The organism is Streptomyces sp. NPDC048277, from assembly GCF_040652235.1.
Lineage (GTDB): Bacteria > Actinomycetota > Actinomycetes > Streptomycetales > Streptomycetaceae > Streptomyces.
Map to the genome: position 1 here is coordinate 265377 of NZ_JBEZLQ010000008.1, position 14594 is coordinate 279970.

Consider the following 14594-nt stretch of genomic DNA (forward strand, 5'->3'; position numbering starts at 1 on the left):
TCCTTTCGGGTTCAAACCCGATAAGCTCCCTTCCGTCACAGCGAGTTGACGCACCCCGCGGTGGGGTCCGTCCCGTCGTGCGCAGTCATGAGCGCGGCCTTTGCACACTGCCCCTGTTCGCTGTTGTCCGATCGTGTTGCCCAGAAGGATGCAGATGGAACTCGCCACTCCGCGGCCGGCGGCGCGGGTCCCCGTCGCCTGGTACGGCTGGTGGCTGATGCCGCTGGCCTTAGGGGGAGGGACGGTCACCGCCACGTTCATGAGTTCCGAGCAGGTGACCGCGGCCGTCGCCGGCGCCGCGGCCACCGCGGCGAGCTCCGTGTGCGTACGCCTCCTGATCCGCTCGCAGCGTCAACTGCGCCGGGCCGAGGGGTCGTTCCGCGGCTCGCAGGCCGAGCAGACGCAGCAGTGGCAGCAGCATGTCGCGGGCCTGGAACGGAAGTTCTCCGCCGAGCGCGCCATGCTCGACGACCAGCTGAACGAGCAGTCGGCCGCGTTCGACGCGCGGCTCGGCGAGCAGACGGCCGCCTTCGAGTCCCGGCTCGGTGAGCGGACCGCCCACTACGACGTCCAACTGGCCGAGCAGGCACGGGCGTACGAGGAGCGGCTGGCCGCCCAGGTGAAGTCCGCCGACGCGCAGCTCGCCGACCAGGCCGAGGTCTGGCAGGAGCAGCTCTCCCACGAGCGGTCCGCGATCGCCAGGCTCGCCGAGGAACAGCTGCCCGAGGCGCTGCGGCGGCTGCGCGAGGGCGACGCCATCGACGACCTGCTGCCGGTGACCGAGCAGTGCGCGAAGGTCGACAAGGAGCTCCAGGCGGACCTGCGCCGTATCCTGCGCACCTCCCTGATCGGTGTGGAGGAGGAGTTCAACCGCTCCACGTCCGCCGAACAGGCCGTGATCAGCATCGGCAACCGTATCCACGTCCTGACCAGCAAGCTGCGCGGCAGGCTGCACGAGATGCAGGGCGAGCACGGCCGGCTGCCCACGGTGGCCCGCGGTCTCATGGAGCTCGACCAGGAACTCGGCCCCGCCGACTCGCTCGCCGCCAGCATCGGCGTGCTCGGCGGCTCGGACCGCCCGGGCCGTCAGTGGCAGGAGCCCCAGCGCCTGCTCAGCGTGGTGCGCGGCGGCATCGGCCGGATCAAGGACTTCCACCGCGTCGAGGTCCGGCACCTGCCCGAACTCGGCGTCGACGGCGGTCTGGTGGACCATCTCACGCTGATCTTCGCCCAGCTCCTGGACAACGCGGCCCGCTACTCGCCGCTCACCGAGCCGGTCGTCGTCTCCGGCAAGGCGGTGCCGAACGGTGTCGGCATCGAGATCCAGGACTCCGGCAAGGGCCTGAGCGAGGAGAAGAAGCGCGAGGCCGAGCACACCCTGGCGGGCACCGATGCCGGACCCGGCCTCGGCGGCATCTCCGAGGACGCCACCATCGGCCTGCGGGTCGTCGGCACCCTCGCCCGCCGCTACGGCATCCGGGTCACCTTCGCCGACTCGCCCTGGCTCGGCACCTCGGTGGTCGTCGTGGTCCCGCACAAGTACTTCAGCCCGCTGCCCGCCGCGCCGGCCCCCGCGACCGCCCCTTCCGCCGCGTCCCCGGCGCAGGCGCACGGCCCGGTCGCCGTCGAACCCGCCGGACGGCCGGAGTCCGGCGGGGCCCCCGACACCACCCCGGGCGGACTGCCCCGGCGGCGCCCCCGGCGCCCTGCCGAGGAGGAGCAGCCCGAGGCGCGCCCCGCACGCACGAAGGGCCCCGCGTTCACCGCGGTCCCGTCGGAGGAGTCCTTCGCCGGTCTGGCCGCCTTCGCCGCCGCGGGCCGCGCGCCCGTGCCGGACCAGGACCCGGGCGGCGGGGCGGGCGGCGAACCCGACCCGGCCGGAGACCAAGACGCCGTGGCCCCCGCGACCCCGGCCGGCGCCGACGACGCCGCCGGACACGGGCCCACCGAGTACCGCACTGAAGAGAGCGACTAGTCCACATGACGCAACAGGGAACCGACGTGAGCTGGGCGCTCCGCGATCTGGTGGAGAGCATTCCGGAGATCCGCTTCGCCCTCGTGGCCTCCAGCGACGGCAAGGCCATCACCTCCTTCGGCGCCGACGACCCCGACGACGTGGACCGCTTCGCGGCCGTGGTGGCCGGACTGCAGGCGCTGGCCCAGCCGGTGGCCGAGCAGTTCCCCCGGTACGCGGGGAAGCTGCGGCTGGCGATGATCGAGGTGGACGGCGGCCACCTCTTCGTCGTACGGGCCGGTGTGGAGACGTATCTCGGGGTCCTCGCCCGCGAAGGTCTCGACCAGGGGCTGCTGGGGCACCAGATGAGGGACGTGTCCCGGCGGATGGGTGAGCTGCTCGGCACCTCTCGGCGCCTGGAGGAGCACTCTGGATGAGTGGTTCCGGTCGGCCCACGGACCCGTCCGGACTTGAACGCTATTACGTCCTCACCAATGGACGCAGCGGACCGGGCGGGTCGGCGTCGAGCCTCGACGTGGCGACCCTCGTCGTCTCCCGCACCGCTCCCGCCCAGGGGATGCAGCACGAGCACGAGGAGATACTCCGGCGCTGCCGCGAGCCGCTGTCGGTGGCCGAACTCGGTGCCCATCTCGGACTGCCCTTCAACATTCTCGCGGTGCTGCTGTCCGATCTGCTGGACGCAGGCCGGATCGAAGCCCGCGACCCCATTCCGGCACACCACGCCGGACGCGGCCCCGACCTCGCGCTCCTCCAGGAGGTACTCAATGGACTGGAAGGGATTTGAGCGGCCCGGTGACCCCGACACCGGGGGGACCCGCTCGGTCAAGGTGATGATCGCCGGCGGGTTCGGCACCGGGAAGACCACCATGGTCGGCTCCGTCAGCGACATCCGGCCGCTCACCACCGAGGAGACCCTCACCCAGGCGAGCGCCGACGTCGACCACCTCATCGGCGTCGCGGACAAGGCCGAGACCACCGTCAGCCTCGACTTCGGCAAGATCAGCCTCAACGAGAGCCTGGTGCTGTACCTGTTCGGCACCCCCGGCCAGGAGCGGTTCTGGTTCCTGTGGAACGGCCTGTTCAAGGGCGCGCTCGGCGCGGTCGTCCTGGTGGACACCCGCCGGCTGTCCGCCAGTTTCCGGGCGATCGAGGAGATGGAGCGGCAGCACGTGCCCTTCGTCGTCGCCCTGAACATGTTCCCGGACTCCACGGAGCACCCCGTCGAGGAGATCCGGGACGCCCTCGACATCGCCCCGCACATCCCGGTCGTGGCCTTCGACGCCCGCGAGCGCGCCTCCAGCCGTGATGTGCTCGTCGCGCTGATCGAGCACCTCCGGGACCGCTCACCCGTCGCCCTGGAGCCCCGATGACCACTCGGCCGCACGAGCCGGACGCCACCGGCACCGGCGTCACCCGACTCTACGGACCCGACGCGGCCAAGGACCCGCACGCCATCTACGAGCGGCTGCGCGCGCGGTACGGCGCCGTCGCCCCGGTCCTGGTGGAGGGCGACGTGCCCGCCTGGCTGGTGCTCGGCTACCGGGAGAACCGGCGGGTGCTGGAGAACCCGCTCCAGTTCGGCCGCGACTCCCGGATCTGGCGGGACTGGCGGGAGGGCCGGGTCGCGGAGTCCTCGCCGCTGATGCAGATGGTGGGCTGGCGCCCCGACTGCGTCTCCCAGGACGGCGAACCGCACCGCAGACTGCGCGCCGCGGTCACCGACAACCTGCTGGCGGTGGCCGGGCGGGGGATCCGCCGCCATGTCACCCACTTCGCCACCAAGCAGATCGACGCCTTCGCGGACACCGGCCGGGCCGACCTGGTCGCGGACTTCGCCGAGTACCTGCCGATGCTGGTGCTCACCCGCGTCTTCGGACTCGCCGAGAGCGAGGGACGCACCCTCGCCGAGTCCAGCGCCGAGGTCGTCAGAGGCGGCGCCGACGCCCTCGCGCACAACGAGAAGATCGTGGGCATCCTCGCCGAACTCGCCCTCCGCAAGCGGCTGGAGCCCGGCGCCGACTTCGCCACCGGGCTGCTCGCCCACCACGCGGATCTCGACGAGGAGGAGATCGTCCAGCTCCTCCGGTCGGTGCTGATCACCGCCCACACCACGACCAGCAATCTGCTGGCCCGGGTGCTGGAGCTGGTCCTCACCGATCCCGGCCGCCACTCCGGGCTGGTCAGCGGCGAGCTCGACATCACCTCGGTGGTGGAGGAGGCGATGTGGAACTCCCCGCCGTTCGCCGTACTGCCGGGCCGGTTCGCCACCAGCGACCTGGAACTCGGCGAGTGCCCGGTCAGGGAGGGCGACCTGCTGCTGCTCGGCCTCGCGGCCGGCAACGCCGACCCGCTGATCCGCCCGGACACCGAGGCCTCCGTGGCCGGCAACCAGTCGCATCTGGCGTTCAGCGCCGGACCGCACGAATGCCCGGGGCAGAACATCGGCCAGGGCATCATCGAGACGGCCGTGCACGTCCTGCTGCACCGGCTGCCCGGGCTGCGCCTGGCGGTCCCGGCGGAGGAACTCACCTCGACGGCCTCCACCTGGGAGTCCCGACTGGACGGCCTGCCGGTCGAGTTCGACACCTGAGCCGCCGCCGCTCACCCCTACGGAGCCGAGTACACGCGCGCGCCTCCCACATAGGTGTGCGTCACGCGCGCGTCCGCTATGCCCTCCGGCTCCCCGGCGAACGGATCGCGGTCCAGGACCACCAGGTCCGCGAGCGCACCGACCGCCACCCGCCCGGTGTCGTCCAGGTGGTTCACATACGCCGAACCCGCGGTGTACGCGGTGACCGCCTCGGTCAGGCTCAGCCGCTCCGCGGGCAGGAACACCGGCGCGTCGCCGCCCGGTTCGACCCGGTTCACCGCGACATGGATGCCCTGGACCGGGTCGGGACTGCTCACCGGCCAGTCGCTGCCGGCCGCGAGCCGTGCCCCGGAGCGCAGCAGCGCCCCGAACGGGTACTGCCACCGGGCCCGTTCGGACCCCAGGAAGGGGATCGTCAGCTCGTCCATCTGCGGCTCGTGCGCGGCCCACAGCGCCTGGATGTTCGCGGTGGCACCCAGCCGGGCGAAGCGCGGTACGTCGTCCGGGTGCACCACCTGGAGATGCGCCAGGTGGGGACGCGTGTCGCTCGGCCCGTTCGCGGACCGCGCCGCCTCGACGGCGTCCAGCGCGTCCCGTACGGCCCGGTCGCCCAGCGCATGGAAATGGCACTGGAAGCCGAGCGCGTCCAACTCGGTCACATACTTTGGAAGTTGGTCCGGATCGATGAAGCTCTTGCCCCGATTGCCGGTCGCGCAGCCGCAGTTGTCCAGATACGGGTCGAGCAGCGCGGCCGTGCCGTTCTCGGCCACCCCGTCCAGCATCAGCTTCACCGTGCCCGCCCGGAACCGGCCGTGGCTGAACGCGGCCCGCCTCTCGACGAGTTCGGGAATCTGCTCGGCGCCACGCTCCCGGTCCCACCACAGCGCGCCGACCACCCGCGCGGTCAGCGAACCGTCCCGGGCCGCCGTGAGATAGGCCTCGGCCGGGTCGTCCATGCCGAGGAAGTCCCCGACCAGCGCGTCCTGCCAGGCCGTGATGCCGAGTGCGTGCAGATGCCGCTGGGCGTGCAGCAGCGCGGCGAGCCGGTCCGCCGGGCCGGCGGGCGGGGCGAGCCGGCCGACCAGCTGCATCGCCCCCTCCTGGAGCGTGCCGCTCGGCTCGCCGGACGCGTCCCGTTCGATCCGCCCGTCGGCCGGGTCGGGCGTGCCGCGGTCGATCCCGGCCAGCTCCAGCGCCCGGCTGTTGACCCACGCTCCGTGATGGTCCCGGTTGGGCAGATACACCGGCCGGTCCGGTACGACGGCATCCAGCAGCTCCCGCGTCGGCGTACCGCCCGCGAACGCCTCCATGGACCAGCCCCCGCCCAGGATCCACTCCCGCTCCGGATGCGCCGCGGCGTAGGCGCGCACGGCGGCCACGGTCTCTTCCGCGGTGCGCAGTCCGGTGAGATCGCACTGGGTCAACTCGAGCCCGGCCGGCACCGGATGGACGTGCGCGTCCTGGAAGCCGGGCAGCAGCAGCCGTCCCGCGAGGTCGACCACCTCGGTGCGCGGCCCGGCGAGTTCCCGGAGCTCCTCGGCGGATCCGACGGCGCTGACGCGTTCACCGGTGACGGCGACGGCGGTCGCCGTACGGCCCTCGGGGGTGAGGACGGGGCCGCCGGTGAAGAGCAGATCTGCGTGCATGTTTCCTGTTCCCTAGTTGGAGGTCGTGAGCAGTCGGGGCGCGTCGGCGTCCGTGCCCCGGCCGGTGCGGAAGTACGGCGAGCGGCGCACGTACTTCGCCCAGCCGGCCGCGACGAACCCGGAGACGATCATCGCCAGCGGGGTGGTCAGCAGGAACCAGCCGTTGTCCGCGCTGAGTTCGAAGTGGTCCGTCGAGGTGTAGAAGGACCAGCCGAGATAGCCGCCGAGGCTCAGCAGCGCGAGGGCGCTGAGCGCCGGCAGCACCACGGCCCGTACGCCCTGCCGCCAGTCCTCCCGCAGCAGCGAACGGAAGCGCGCTGCGGCGGCCAGCGCGGTGAGCGCGTACGACAGGGCGACGACGATGCCGACCGCGTTCACCGTCGCCATGATCATGTCGGCGAGCCTCGGGATCACCAGGGCGAGCGCGGCGACCCCCGCGGCCAGCGCCCCGATCAGCACCGTCCCGGCCGCCGGGGTGCCGTAGCGGGAGCTGACCCTGGACCAGACCGGCCCGAGAGTACGGTCCCGGCTCATCGCGAACATCCCCCGGGCCGTCGGGATCACCCCGGCCTGCAGCGAGGCCACCGCCGAGAACATCAGCGCCACCAGCGGCAGCGCCGCCCAGGGCTGCGCGGCCAGCCGGTCGCCGAAGAACGCCAGCCCCTCGGCGCCGTGCCCGGCCAGCTCCTTCTCGGACAGCACCCGCTGGAACGCCACCGAGCCCAGCAGGAACAGCCCCAGCATCGTCACCAGGGTGATCAGTCCGGCCCGGGAGGCGTCCCGGGGGTCGCGGACCTCCTCGTTGACGCTGAACGCGGCCTCGAACCCCCAGTAGCAGAACACCGAAAGGAGCAGGCCCTGGGCGAGAGCGGTGGCCGAGGGGATCGCGAACGGATCGAACCAGCTCAGGCTGAAGGGGTGCGGTCCGGTGACGATGCCGTAGCCGCAGAACCCGAGCAGGACGACGTACTCGAAGACCAGCAGCCCGGTCTGGAGGCGGGCGGCGGTACGGATGCCGGTGACGGCGGTGAGGGTGACGGCGACCAGGACGACGATGCCGACGGCCGTGGTCTGCGCGGTCGAACCGGGGTCCAGGGCCAGCCCGCCGACCCGGTGCAGCCCGGCCTCGCCCGCCAGCTGCAGCATCGCGGAACCGGTGACCGCCGTGGTGTACGCGAGGAAGGCCACCGTCGCCACGATGTTCACCCAGCCGACCATGAAGCCGAGCCAGGGGTTGAGCGAACGGCCCACCCACACATAGCCGTTGCCCGCGTTCGGTTCCACCCGGTTCAGCCGGGAGTAGGCGCCCGCGATGCCGAGCACCGGCAGGAACGCCAGCAGCATGATGGCCGGCAGATGCAGTCCGACCACCCCGGCCGTCACCCCCAGGCCGATGCCGATGCTGGTGGTGGCGGCCGTACTGGACGCGGCCACCGCGACGCCGTCGAGGACGGAGAGGGATCTGCGCAACTCCGGGGGGTCTGCTGTGTAGGGCTGGTCGGTCATGGCCGGCACACTCCGCTCGCACCTGGGGGCCCGACTGGTCGGCCCCGGTGACCGCACATGAAACTGCCGGTGCACTTCACAGGTCAACGGTGTTGTCATAAGGTGCGCCCTCAGGAAGGGAGGCTCCATGAGCGAACGTATCGTCCCGGCCGCCGCCCGGCAGCGCAGGCGCCCCACCAAACAGGGCGTGGTGCTCTCCGCGGGGCTGATCGTGGAGACCGCGATGCGGCTGATCGAGGAGCACGGCGCCGAAGCACTGTCCGTGCGCCGCCTCGGCCGTGCCCTGGGCGCCGACCCCAGCTCCCTCTACCGCTACTTCGAGCACACCGACGACCTGATGCTCGCCGTCGCCGACGAGCTGATCGGCCGTACCCTGCGCGTCTGGAAGCCCACCGGCGACTGGCGCGCCGACCTGCGCGACCTGGGCCTGCGCATGCACGCCGGCGCCCTCGCCCACCCCCGGGCGGCGGCGCTCAGCGCCCACCGGGTGACCGGACGGACGTACGAGATCCAGGCCGTCGAGACCATCCTCGGGGTGCTGCGCGGCGCCGGTTTCCCGGACCCGGAGGCGGTCCGCGTCTATCACGCCTTCGTCGACCAGGCCCTCGCCTACGGCGCCCTCGACTCCGCCACCACCGCCCTGCCGAAGCCCGCCCGGGAGGCCGAGGCCGACGTGTGGCGGACGACCTACGCCCGGCTGCCCGCCACCACCCACCCGAACATCGCGGCCACCGCCCGCCATCTCGTCGCCTCGATGCGGGGCAGCTCCTACCCGGCCGCCCTGGACCTGCTACTGACGGCGGCCGCGGCCCGGCTCGCGGAGATCCGCGCCGTGTCACAATCCGGGCCCTCCGTGCGTCATACCCATGACACCCATCACGAGGAGGCCGTACGACCATGACACCGCAGCCCGCGCGCAGCGCCGAGCAGCGCAAGAAGGACACCCTCGACCGGCTGGAGCGGGACGAGGACGTCTGGGTGGCCACCGCGGGGGAAGCGGGCGGGATGCCGTACCTCGTGCCGCTGTCCTTCCGGTGGGACGGCTCGACCCTGTTGGTGGCCACCCCGGCCGCGAGCCCCACCGGCCGCAATCTCGTGGCGACCGGCACGGCCCGGCTGGGCATCGGACCGACCCGGGACGTCGTGATGATCGAGGGCGAGGTCCGCACGCTGACACCGGAGGAGCTGCCGACCGGGGAAGGCGACCGCTTCGCCGCCAGGACCGGCTTCGACCCGCGTCGACTCGCCACCGGGTACCTGTACTTCAGGGTCACCCCGCAGCGGGTGCAGGCCTGGCGGGAGGCCAACGAGATCGCGGGGCGGGAGTTGATGCGCGACGGGAAGTGGCTGGTGGCCGACTGATTCCGGTATCCCGGGACAGACTCACCGTGAGGACCTTCCCAGGGAGGAAGCATGGCACTGGTCAAAGCGGCCGTCGTGGTGCTCGACTGCGCCGAGCCCCATAAACTCGCCCATTTCTACCGGCAGTTGCTGGACGGCGAGCTGAGCGGCGACGCCTCCGCCGACCTCGTCGAGGTCCGCAGCGCCGACGGGGTCCGGATCGCCTTCCGGCGGGACGGCAACGCCACCCCGCCGAGCTGGCCGCGCCCCGAGTCCACCCTCCAGGCCCATCTCGTCCTCCTGGTCGAGGACCTGGACGAGGCGGAGCGCCGGGTGGTCGACCTCGGCGGGCTGCCCATCGAGACACGGGATCCGGCCGGGCCGTACGAAGAGCGCGGTTACGCCGACCCGGCCGGACACTCCTTCACGCTGCGTCTGAGCCTGCCCCCGGAGGACTGACCCGGTCCCGGCCACCCTTGCGGGCCGTCGGCCACACCCCGGTCGAACGCTCTATGGCCGTGGCGCCGGTGCGGTCCACGGCGCTGCGCGCCACCGCGAACACGGCGCCCTGGAGAGCCGCGCCGAGCAGCACCTCGCCCCAGCCGCGCTCCCGGTCCAGGGCGTCCGGAGCGTCCTCCTCGCCGCGCAGCGCCCTCCAGGTCCGGCGGAACACCAGCGCGCCCAGCGCCCCGCCGGCCCAGCTCAGCACGAAGCCGAGGGGCGCGTAGACGAGGGGGAGCTTCAGCTTCTTCCTGCTCTTGGCCATGCCTGCCTCCGCGTTGTCAGGGCCGTCCCGCGACCGGAACCTCCTCGCCCGCCGGCACCGGGCCGGGCGGAGTCCCGTCCCCGAAGGGCCGGCCGCCGAGCTCCTCCCGGTGATGGGGCGTCAGCCACCCGGCGAGCTCCGGGCCGAGGGGCACGATACGGGTGGGGTTGATCCCGGTGTGGACCTGGTAGTAGTGCCGCTTGATGTGGTCGAAGTCGACGGTGTCACCGAATCCCGGCGTCTGGTAGAGGTCCCTCGCGTACGCCCACAGCACCGGGTTCTCCATGAGCTTCCAGCGGTTGCACTTGAAGTGGCCGTGGTAGACGGCGTCGAACCGCACGAGCGTGGTGAACAGCCGGATGTCGGCCTCCGTGAGCGTGTCCCCGACCAGGTAGCGCCGCCCGGCCAGCCGCCCGGCGAGCAGTTCGAGCCGCCGGAACACCGCCGTGCACGCCTCCTCGTAGCCCCGCTGCTCGTGCGCGAACCCGGCCCGGTAGACACCGTTGTTGAGGTCCGCGTAGACCTCCGCCATCACCGTGTCGATCTCGTCCCGGTGCCCGGCCGGGTACAGGTCCGGCGCCCCGGCCCGGTGCAGTTCCGTCCACTCGGTGGCCAGGTCCAGGGTCAACTGCTGGTAGTCGTTGGTGACCAGCCGCCCGCTCGGTACGTCCACGACCGCGGGCACGCTCACCCCGCCCGGGTAGCCGGTCTCCCGCCGGTCGTAGGCCTCGCCGAGGAACCGGATGCCCAGCACCGGGTCACGGCCGTCCGGATCGAGGGTGAAGCGCCAACTGCGGTCGTCCTGGATCGGATCGGTGACGGCCAGGGAGAGGGCGTGCTCCAGGCCGAGCAGCCGCCGTGAGATCACCGCCCGGCTCGCCCACGGGCAGGCACGGCTGACCACCAGCCGGTAGCGCCCGGCCGCCACCGGCCAGCCGTCCCGCCCGTCGGCCGTGATCCGGTCCGCGAAATGGCTGGGGGAACGCGAGAACGCCTTGTGCCCCAACGAGGTGTTGCCGCCACCGCTCATGGTTCCTCCTTGCCGAGGGGACGCTCCGAGGACCGGTACGCGCCCGATGGGCCGCATTCCCCGATGTTCCCCGATTTCGCACCGCCCGCACGGTGTGCCCGGCGCGCGTCGGGGCAGTCGGCGGGCGTGAGCGGGACTGAGCGGGACTGAGCGGCCAGGTCGCCCGGGAGGCGTCCGCCTCGCCGGCGATCGGCGCGCTGCTGGTGTTCGTCGCCCACCGGCTCGGGGCCGACGCCCGTGACCAGCTGATCGGGGAGGCCGCGGACCCCGAGATCGACAGCGTGGAAGCGCTGTTCACGATGAAGACCCGGACGTTCCGCGAGGCCGACCAGATCTTCCTGGACGTGACCGACCGCTCCGCGCAGGAGGCAGCGGAAAGCCCCGCCGCGACGGGGGAACGCGGCGGGGCCTGACCTTCGACTGCCCGGCCCGGAGCCGGCTCATGCCTGTCGGAAACAGATTTTTCTAAATTCCGACGGTTCCAGGCCGGAAAGGATTCCCGGAACCGTCAGTTCCCCCCGACCGGCTCCAGCACGAACACCGGGATCTGCCGGGACGTCTTCTCCTGGTACTCGGCGTACGGCGGGTACGCGGCGACCGCCCGCTCCCACCACTCGTCCTTCTCCGCGCCGGTGACCTCACGGGCCGTCATGTCCTGCTTGGCCGGTCCGTCCTGCAGTTCGACATGCGGCTGCGACCTGATGTTGAAGTACCAGACCGGATGCTTGGGCGCACCGCCCTGCGAGGCGACCACGGCGTACTTCCCGTCGTGCTCCACCCGCATCAGGGGTGTCTTGCGAATCTTCCCGCTCTTCACCCCCAGGGTGGTCAGCAGGATGACCGGCATCCCGGTGTCCATCAGGGTGGTGCCCTTCGTCCCGCCCGAGCTCTCGTACAACTCGACCTGCTCGCGTACCCAGGCGGTCGGGCTGGGCTCGTACTCGCCCTCAAGAGGCATGAGGTCCGTCCCCTCGTCGCTGCCAAGACTGACGTCATGATTCAACCACCGGTAGCGGTCCGGATCATCCGCACGACACCGGGCCCCTTACCCCACGGGTAATCGCACGCCCCGCGCGCCGCGGGCACAGTCGTACGTACACCGTGTCCCGACCACACCCGAGCGAGGTCACCCCATGTCCCACCCCCGCGACGTCGTCGAGGAACTGCTCAGCCGGATCGGCGCGGGCGACCCGGACCGGATAGCCGAGCTGTACGCGGAGGACCTCGACTGGCGCCTGGACTGGCCCGAGGAGGAGCACGACCGCCCCGCCACCCCGTGGATCACCCACCGAAGCGACCGTGCCGGAGCCGCCGCCCACTTCCGGCTCCTCGCCGCCCACCACGTCCCGGGGCAGGCGGACACCCGCATCGAACGCGTCCTCGTCGACGGCGACGACGCGGTCGTGCTCGGCGAGATCCGGCAGCGGGCGAAGTCCACCGGGCGTCCCTATCGAGCCAGGTTCGCCCTGCACCTCACGGTCCGGGACGGTCTGGTCGTACGGCACCACGTCTACGAGGACAGTCTCTCCGTGGCCCGCGCCTTCGCGCCCTGACGCCGCCCCTGGCCGTCAGCCCGGCGACAGCGCCATGCGGACGGCGAGTCCCAGCATCACGCAGCTCGACAGCAGCGCCGTGACCAGGCGCCCGCGGTGGCCGGTGAGGCCCCGGCCGAGGAGCGCCCCGCCACTTGCCAGCAGCAGTTGCCAGCTCGCGGACGCGGCGAAGGCGGCGAGTACGAAGACGCCCTGCTCCAGCGGCCGTACCGCCGCGCCGGCCCGGGTGCCGACCACCAGGGCCGCGAAGTAGACGACCGTGGTGGGATTGAGCAGTGTGATGCCGAGGAGGCCGAGATACGCCCGTGCGGGGCCGGGTATCGGCCGCTCGTCCCGGACCGGCAGCCGTCGCTCCCGGTACTGCCGCAGCGCGACCGCCGCGCCCCGCATGGCGAGCGCGGTCAGGACCGCGGCCGAGGCCCAGTGCAGCGGCCCGAGCACCGGCAGCAGCGCCGCCGCCAGGGCGGCGCCGCCGACCGTGGCGAGCAGGGCGTAGAGACCGTCCGCGCTGGCGACGCCGAGGGCGGCGCAGGCGCCGGTCCGCAGCGGGGTACGGGCCGTGAGGGACACTAGATATGTGCCGACCGCGCCGACCGGGACGGCGATCCCGTACCCGGCGAGCAGGCCGGCGACGAGCGCGGCCGTCACCGGCGTGCGGGCTCGGGCCTCCAGGAGCGCCCCGGCTGCTGCTGGACCCGCACCGCACGGACGGTCGCGGAGGTCAGCGGCGCACAGGCGTAAGGAGTGCTCATGCGCAGATCCTCCGGTCCGCCCCGCCGTCCCGGCAAGCGAATTTCGGCGCGGAACCGTCCCCCGACCCCATGCCGTTCGGCCAGATCACTCACCTTGCCGATCTGGCTGAACTTCCGGTCGCCCCATAGGTGCCCCGGGCATCTAATGAAGATCGGCACGACGTACCACATTCGTCTGCGAGGTCTTCCATGAACGAACTGACGGACCTGACGGAACCCACGACTCCCGCCCACGCGGCCGACCCCGTGGCCTGGCCGCAGGACCGGACGTGCCCCTACCACCCGCCCACCGGCTACGACCCGCTGCGCGGAGGCACCCCGCTGTCCCGGGTCACCCTCTACGACGGCCGCACCGTCTGGGCGGTCACCGGCCATGGCGCGGCCCGGGCGCTGCTCTCCGACCCCCGGCTCTCCAGCAACCGCCTGCGGGACGACTTCCCGATGCCGAACGCCCGGTTCGCGGCGGCCCGGGACCGTCGCCGCCAGCTCGCCCTGCTCGGTCTCGACGACCCCCAGCACCAGACCCAGCGCCGGATGCTGATCCGGGACTTCACGCTCAAACGCGCGACCGGGATGCGGCCGGCCATCCAGCGGATCGTCGACGATCTGCTGGACCGGATGATCGCCCAGGGGCCGCCGGCCGACCTGGTGAGCTCCTTCGCCCTGCCCGTGCCGTCCATGGTCATCTGCGGCCTGCTCGGTGTGCCGTACGCCGACCACGAGTTCTTCGAGGCGCAGTCCCGGCGGCTGCTGCGCGGTCCGGCGCCCGCGGACTCCCTGGACGCGCGCGACAGGCTGGAGGCCTATCTGGGCGACCTGGCCGACCGCAAGAGCCGGGACGAGGTGCCCGGCGACGGCGTCCTGGACGACCTCGTCCACCTGCGGCTGCGCGAGGGCGCCCTCGATCGCGACGAGGTGGTCGCGCTGGCCCTCATCCTGCTGATCGCCGGGCACGAGACCACGGCCAACATGATCTCGCTCGGTACCTTCACCCTGCTCCAGCAGCCCGAGCGGCTGGCCGAACTGCGCGCCGACCCCGGACTGGTGCCCTCGGCCGTCGAGGAACTGATGCGGATGCTGTCCATCGCCGACGGGCTGCTGCGCGTCGCCCTGGAGGACATCGAGGTGGCCGGCACCACCATCCGCAAGGGCGAGGGCGTGCTCTTCGCGACCTCGGTCATCAACCGCGACGAGTCCGTCTACGAGGACCCCGACACGATCGACTGGCACCGGCCGACCCGCCACCACGTGGCCTTCGGCTTCGGCATCCACCAGTGCCTGGGCCAGAACCTCGCCCGCGCCGAGCTGGAGATCGCCCTCACCACGCTGTGGCGGCGGCTGCCGGACCTGCGGCTCGCCGCACCGCCGGAGGACATCCCCTTCAAACCCGGCGACACGATCCAGGGGATGCTGGAACTCCCCGTGACCTGGTAAG

At 72.2% G+C, this 14594-nt stretch carries 16 protein-coding genes and 1 pseudogene; 11 read left to right on the plus strand and 6 right to left on the minus strand.

Annotation, left to right across the window (positions count from 1 at the left end):
* Positions 1-154: 154 nt before the first annotated feature.
* Genes AB0D85_RS20005 through AB0D85_RS20025 form a run of 5 tightly spaced genes read left to right on the plus strand, consistent with a single transcriptional unit; the run spans position 155 to position 4565 of the window.
* Positions 155-1975, plus strand: coding sequence for an ATP-binding protein (locus tag AB0D85_RS20005; protein ID WP_362321816.1), 1821 nt, complete (start codon positions 155-157; stop codon positions 1973-1975).
* Positions 1976-1980: 5 nt separating this feature from the next.
* Positions 1981-2391 (plus strand): roadblock/LC7 domain-containing protein, encoded by a 411-nt coding sequence (locus AB0D85_RS20010; protein ID WP_362321818.1) that lies wholly within the window; start codon positions 1981-1983, stop codon positions 2389-2391.
* Entirely contained in the window at positions 2388-2759 is a 372-nt protein-coding gene (locus AB0D85_RS20015) for a DUF742 domain-containing protein (protein ID WP_362321820.1), read from the plus strand. The genes AB0D85_RS20010 and AB0D85_RS20015 overlap by 4 nt, the downstream gene beginning before the upstream one ends.
* Complete coding sequence (locus AB0D85_RS20020; RefSeq protein ID WP_362321822.1) at positions 2740-3345, plus strand: ATP/GTP-binding protein; 606 nt, start codon at positions 2740-2742, stop codon at positions 3343-3345. The genes AB0D85_RS20015 and AB0D85_RS20020 overlap by 20 nt, the downstream gene beginning before the upstream one ends.
* Positions 3342-4565, plus strand: coding sequence for a cytochrome P450 (locus tag AB0D85_RS20025; RefSeq protein ID WP_362321824.1), 1224 nt, complete (start codon positions 3342-3344; stop codon positions 4563-4565). Before AB0D85_RS20020 ends, AB0D85_RS20025 begins: the two co-directional genes overlap by 4 nt.
* A 17-nt stretch (positions 4566-4582) precedes the next feature.
* Here AB0D85_RS20025 and AB0D85_RS20030 read toward each other — a convergent pair whose 3' ends face one another.
* Positions 4583-6211, minus strand: a complete 1629-nt coding sequence (locus AB0D85_RS20030) for an amidohydrolase (protein ID WP_362321826.1) — start codon at positions 6209-6211, stop codon at positions 4583-4585.
* Between the two features lie 12 nt (positions 6212-6223).
* A complete protein-coding gene (locus AB0D85_RS20035; protein ID WP_362321828.1) occupies positions 6224-7717 on the minus strand; it encodes an APC family permease in 1494 nt (497 codons plus the stop codon).
* Between the two features lie 127 nt (positions 7718-7844).
* Between AB0D85_RS20035 and AB0D85_RS20040 the strand changes: the two genes are divergently transcribed.
* Genes AB0D85_RS20040 through AB0D85_RS20050 form a run of 3 tightly spaced genes read left to right on the plus strand, consistent with a single transcriptional unit; the run spans position 7845 to position 9517 of the window.
* Positions 7845-8618, plus strand: a complete 774-nt coding sequence (locus AB0D85_RS20040) for a TetR/AcrR family transcriptional regulator (protein WP_362321830.1) — start codon at positions 7845-7847, stop codon at positions 8616-8618.
* Positions 8615-9079: a pyridoxamine 5'-phosphate oxidase family protein gene (locus tag AB0D85_RS20045; RefSeq protein ID WP_362321832.1), complete on the plus strand. Its 465-nt coding sequence runs from the start codon at positions 8615-8617 to the stop codon at positions 9077-9079. Before AB0D85_RS20040 ends, AB0D85_RS20045 begins: the two co-directional genes overlap by 4 nt.
* 51 nt (positions 9080-9130) lie before the next feature.
* Positions 9131-9517, plus strand: a complete 387-nt coding sequence (locus AB0D85_RS20050; RefSeq protein ID WP_362321834.1) for a VOC family protein — start codon at positions 9131-9133, stop codon at positions 9515-9517.
* Here AB0D85_RS20050 and AB0D85_RS20055 read toward each other — a convergent pair.
* Both AB0D85_RS20055 and AB0D85_RS20060 read right to left on the minus strand, forming a co-directional pair.
* A complete protein-coding gene (locus AB0D85_RS20055) occupies positions 9483-9824 on the minus strand; it encodes a DUF4235 domain-containing protein (protein ID WP_362321836.1) in 342 nt (113 codons plus the stop codon). The two genes, AB0D85_RS20050 and AB0D85_RS20055, sit on opposite strands and share 35 nt — an antisense overlap.
* Positions 9825-9840: 16 nt before the next feature.
* A complete protein-coding gene (locus AB0D85_RS20060) occupies positions 9841-10854 on the minus strand; it encodes a glutathione S-transferase C-terminal domain-containing protein (RefSeq protein ID WP_362321838.1) in 1014 nt (337 codons plus the stop codon).
* Between the two features lie 149 nt (positions 10855-11003).
* On the opposite strand from AB0D85_RS20060, the pseudogene AB0D85_RS20065 reads away from it, so the two are divergent.
* Positions 11004-11267, plus strand: a pseudogene (locus AB0D85_RS20065) (hypothetical protein); the annotation flags it as partial.
* Positions 11268-11362: 95 nt separating this feature from the next.
* On the opposite strand, the gene AB0D85_RS20070 reads toward AB0D85_RS20065, so the two are convergent.
* Positions 11363-11812: a nitroreductase family deazaflavin-dependent oxidoreductase gene (locus AB0D85_RS20070; RefSeq protein WP_362321840.1), complete on the minus strand. Its 450-nt coding sequence runs from the start codon at positions 11810-11812 to the stop codon at positions 11363-11365.
* 175 nt (positions 11813-11987) lie between these two features.
* Here AB0D85_RS20070 and AB0D85_RS20075 point away from each other — a divergent pair, with 175 nt between their 5' ends.
* Positions 11988-12407: a nuclear transport factor 2 family protein gene (locus AB0D85_RS20075; RefSeq protein ID WP_362321842.1), complete on the plus strand. Its 420-nt coding sequence runs from the start codon at positions 11988-11990 to the stop codon at positions 12405-12407.
* 15 nt (positions 12408-12422) lie between these two features.
* Here AB0D85_RS20075 and AB0D85_RS20080 read toward each other — a convergent pair whose 3' ends face one another.
* Positions 12423-13055, minus strand: a complete 633-nt coding sequence (locus tag AB0D85_RS20080; RefSeq protein WP_362321844.1) for a LysE family transporter — start codon at positions 13053-13055, stop codon at positions 12423-12425.
* Between the two features lie 293 nt (positions 13056-13348).
* Between AB0D85_RS20080 and AB0D85_RS20085 the strand changes: the two genes are divergently transcribed.
* Positions 13349-14593: a cytochrome P450 gene (locus tag AB0D85_RS20085; protein WP_362321846.1), complete on the plus strand. Its 1245-nt coding sequence runs from the start codon at positions 13349-13351 to the stop codon at positions 14591-14593.
* The last annotated feature ends 1 nt before the right edge of the window (position 14594 follow it).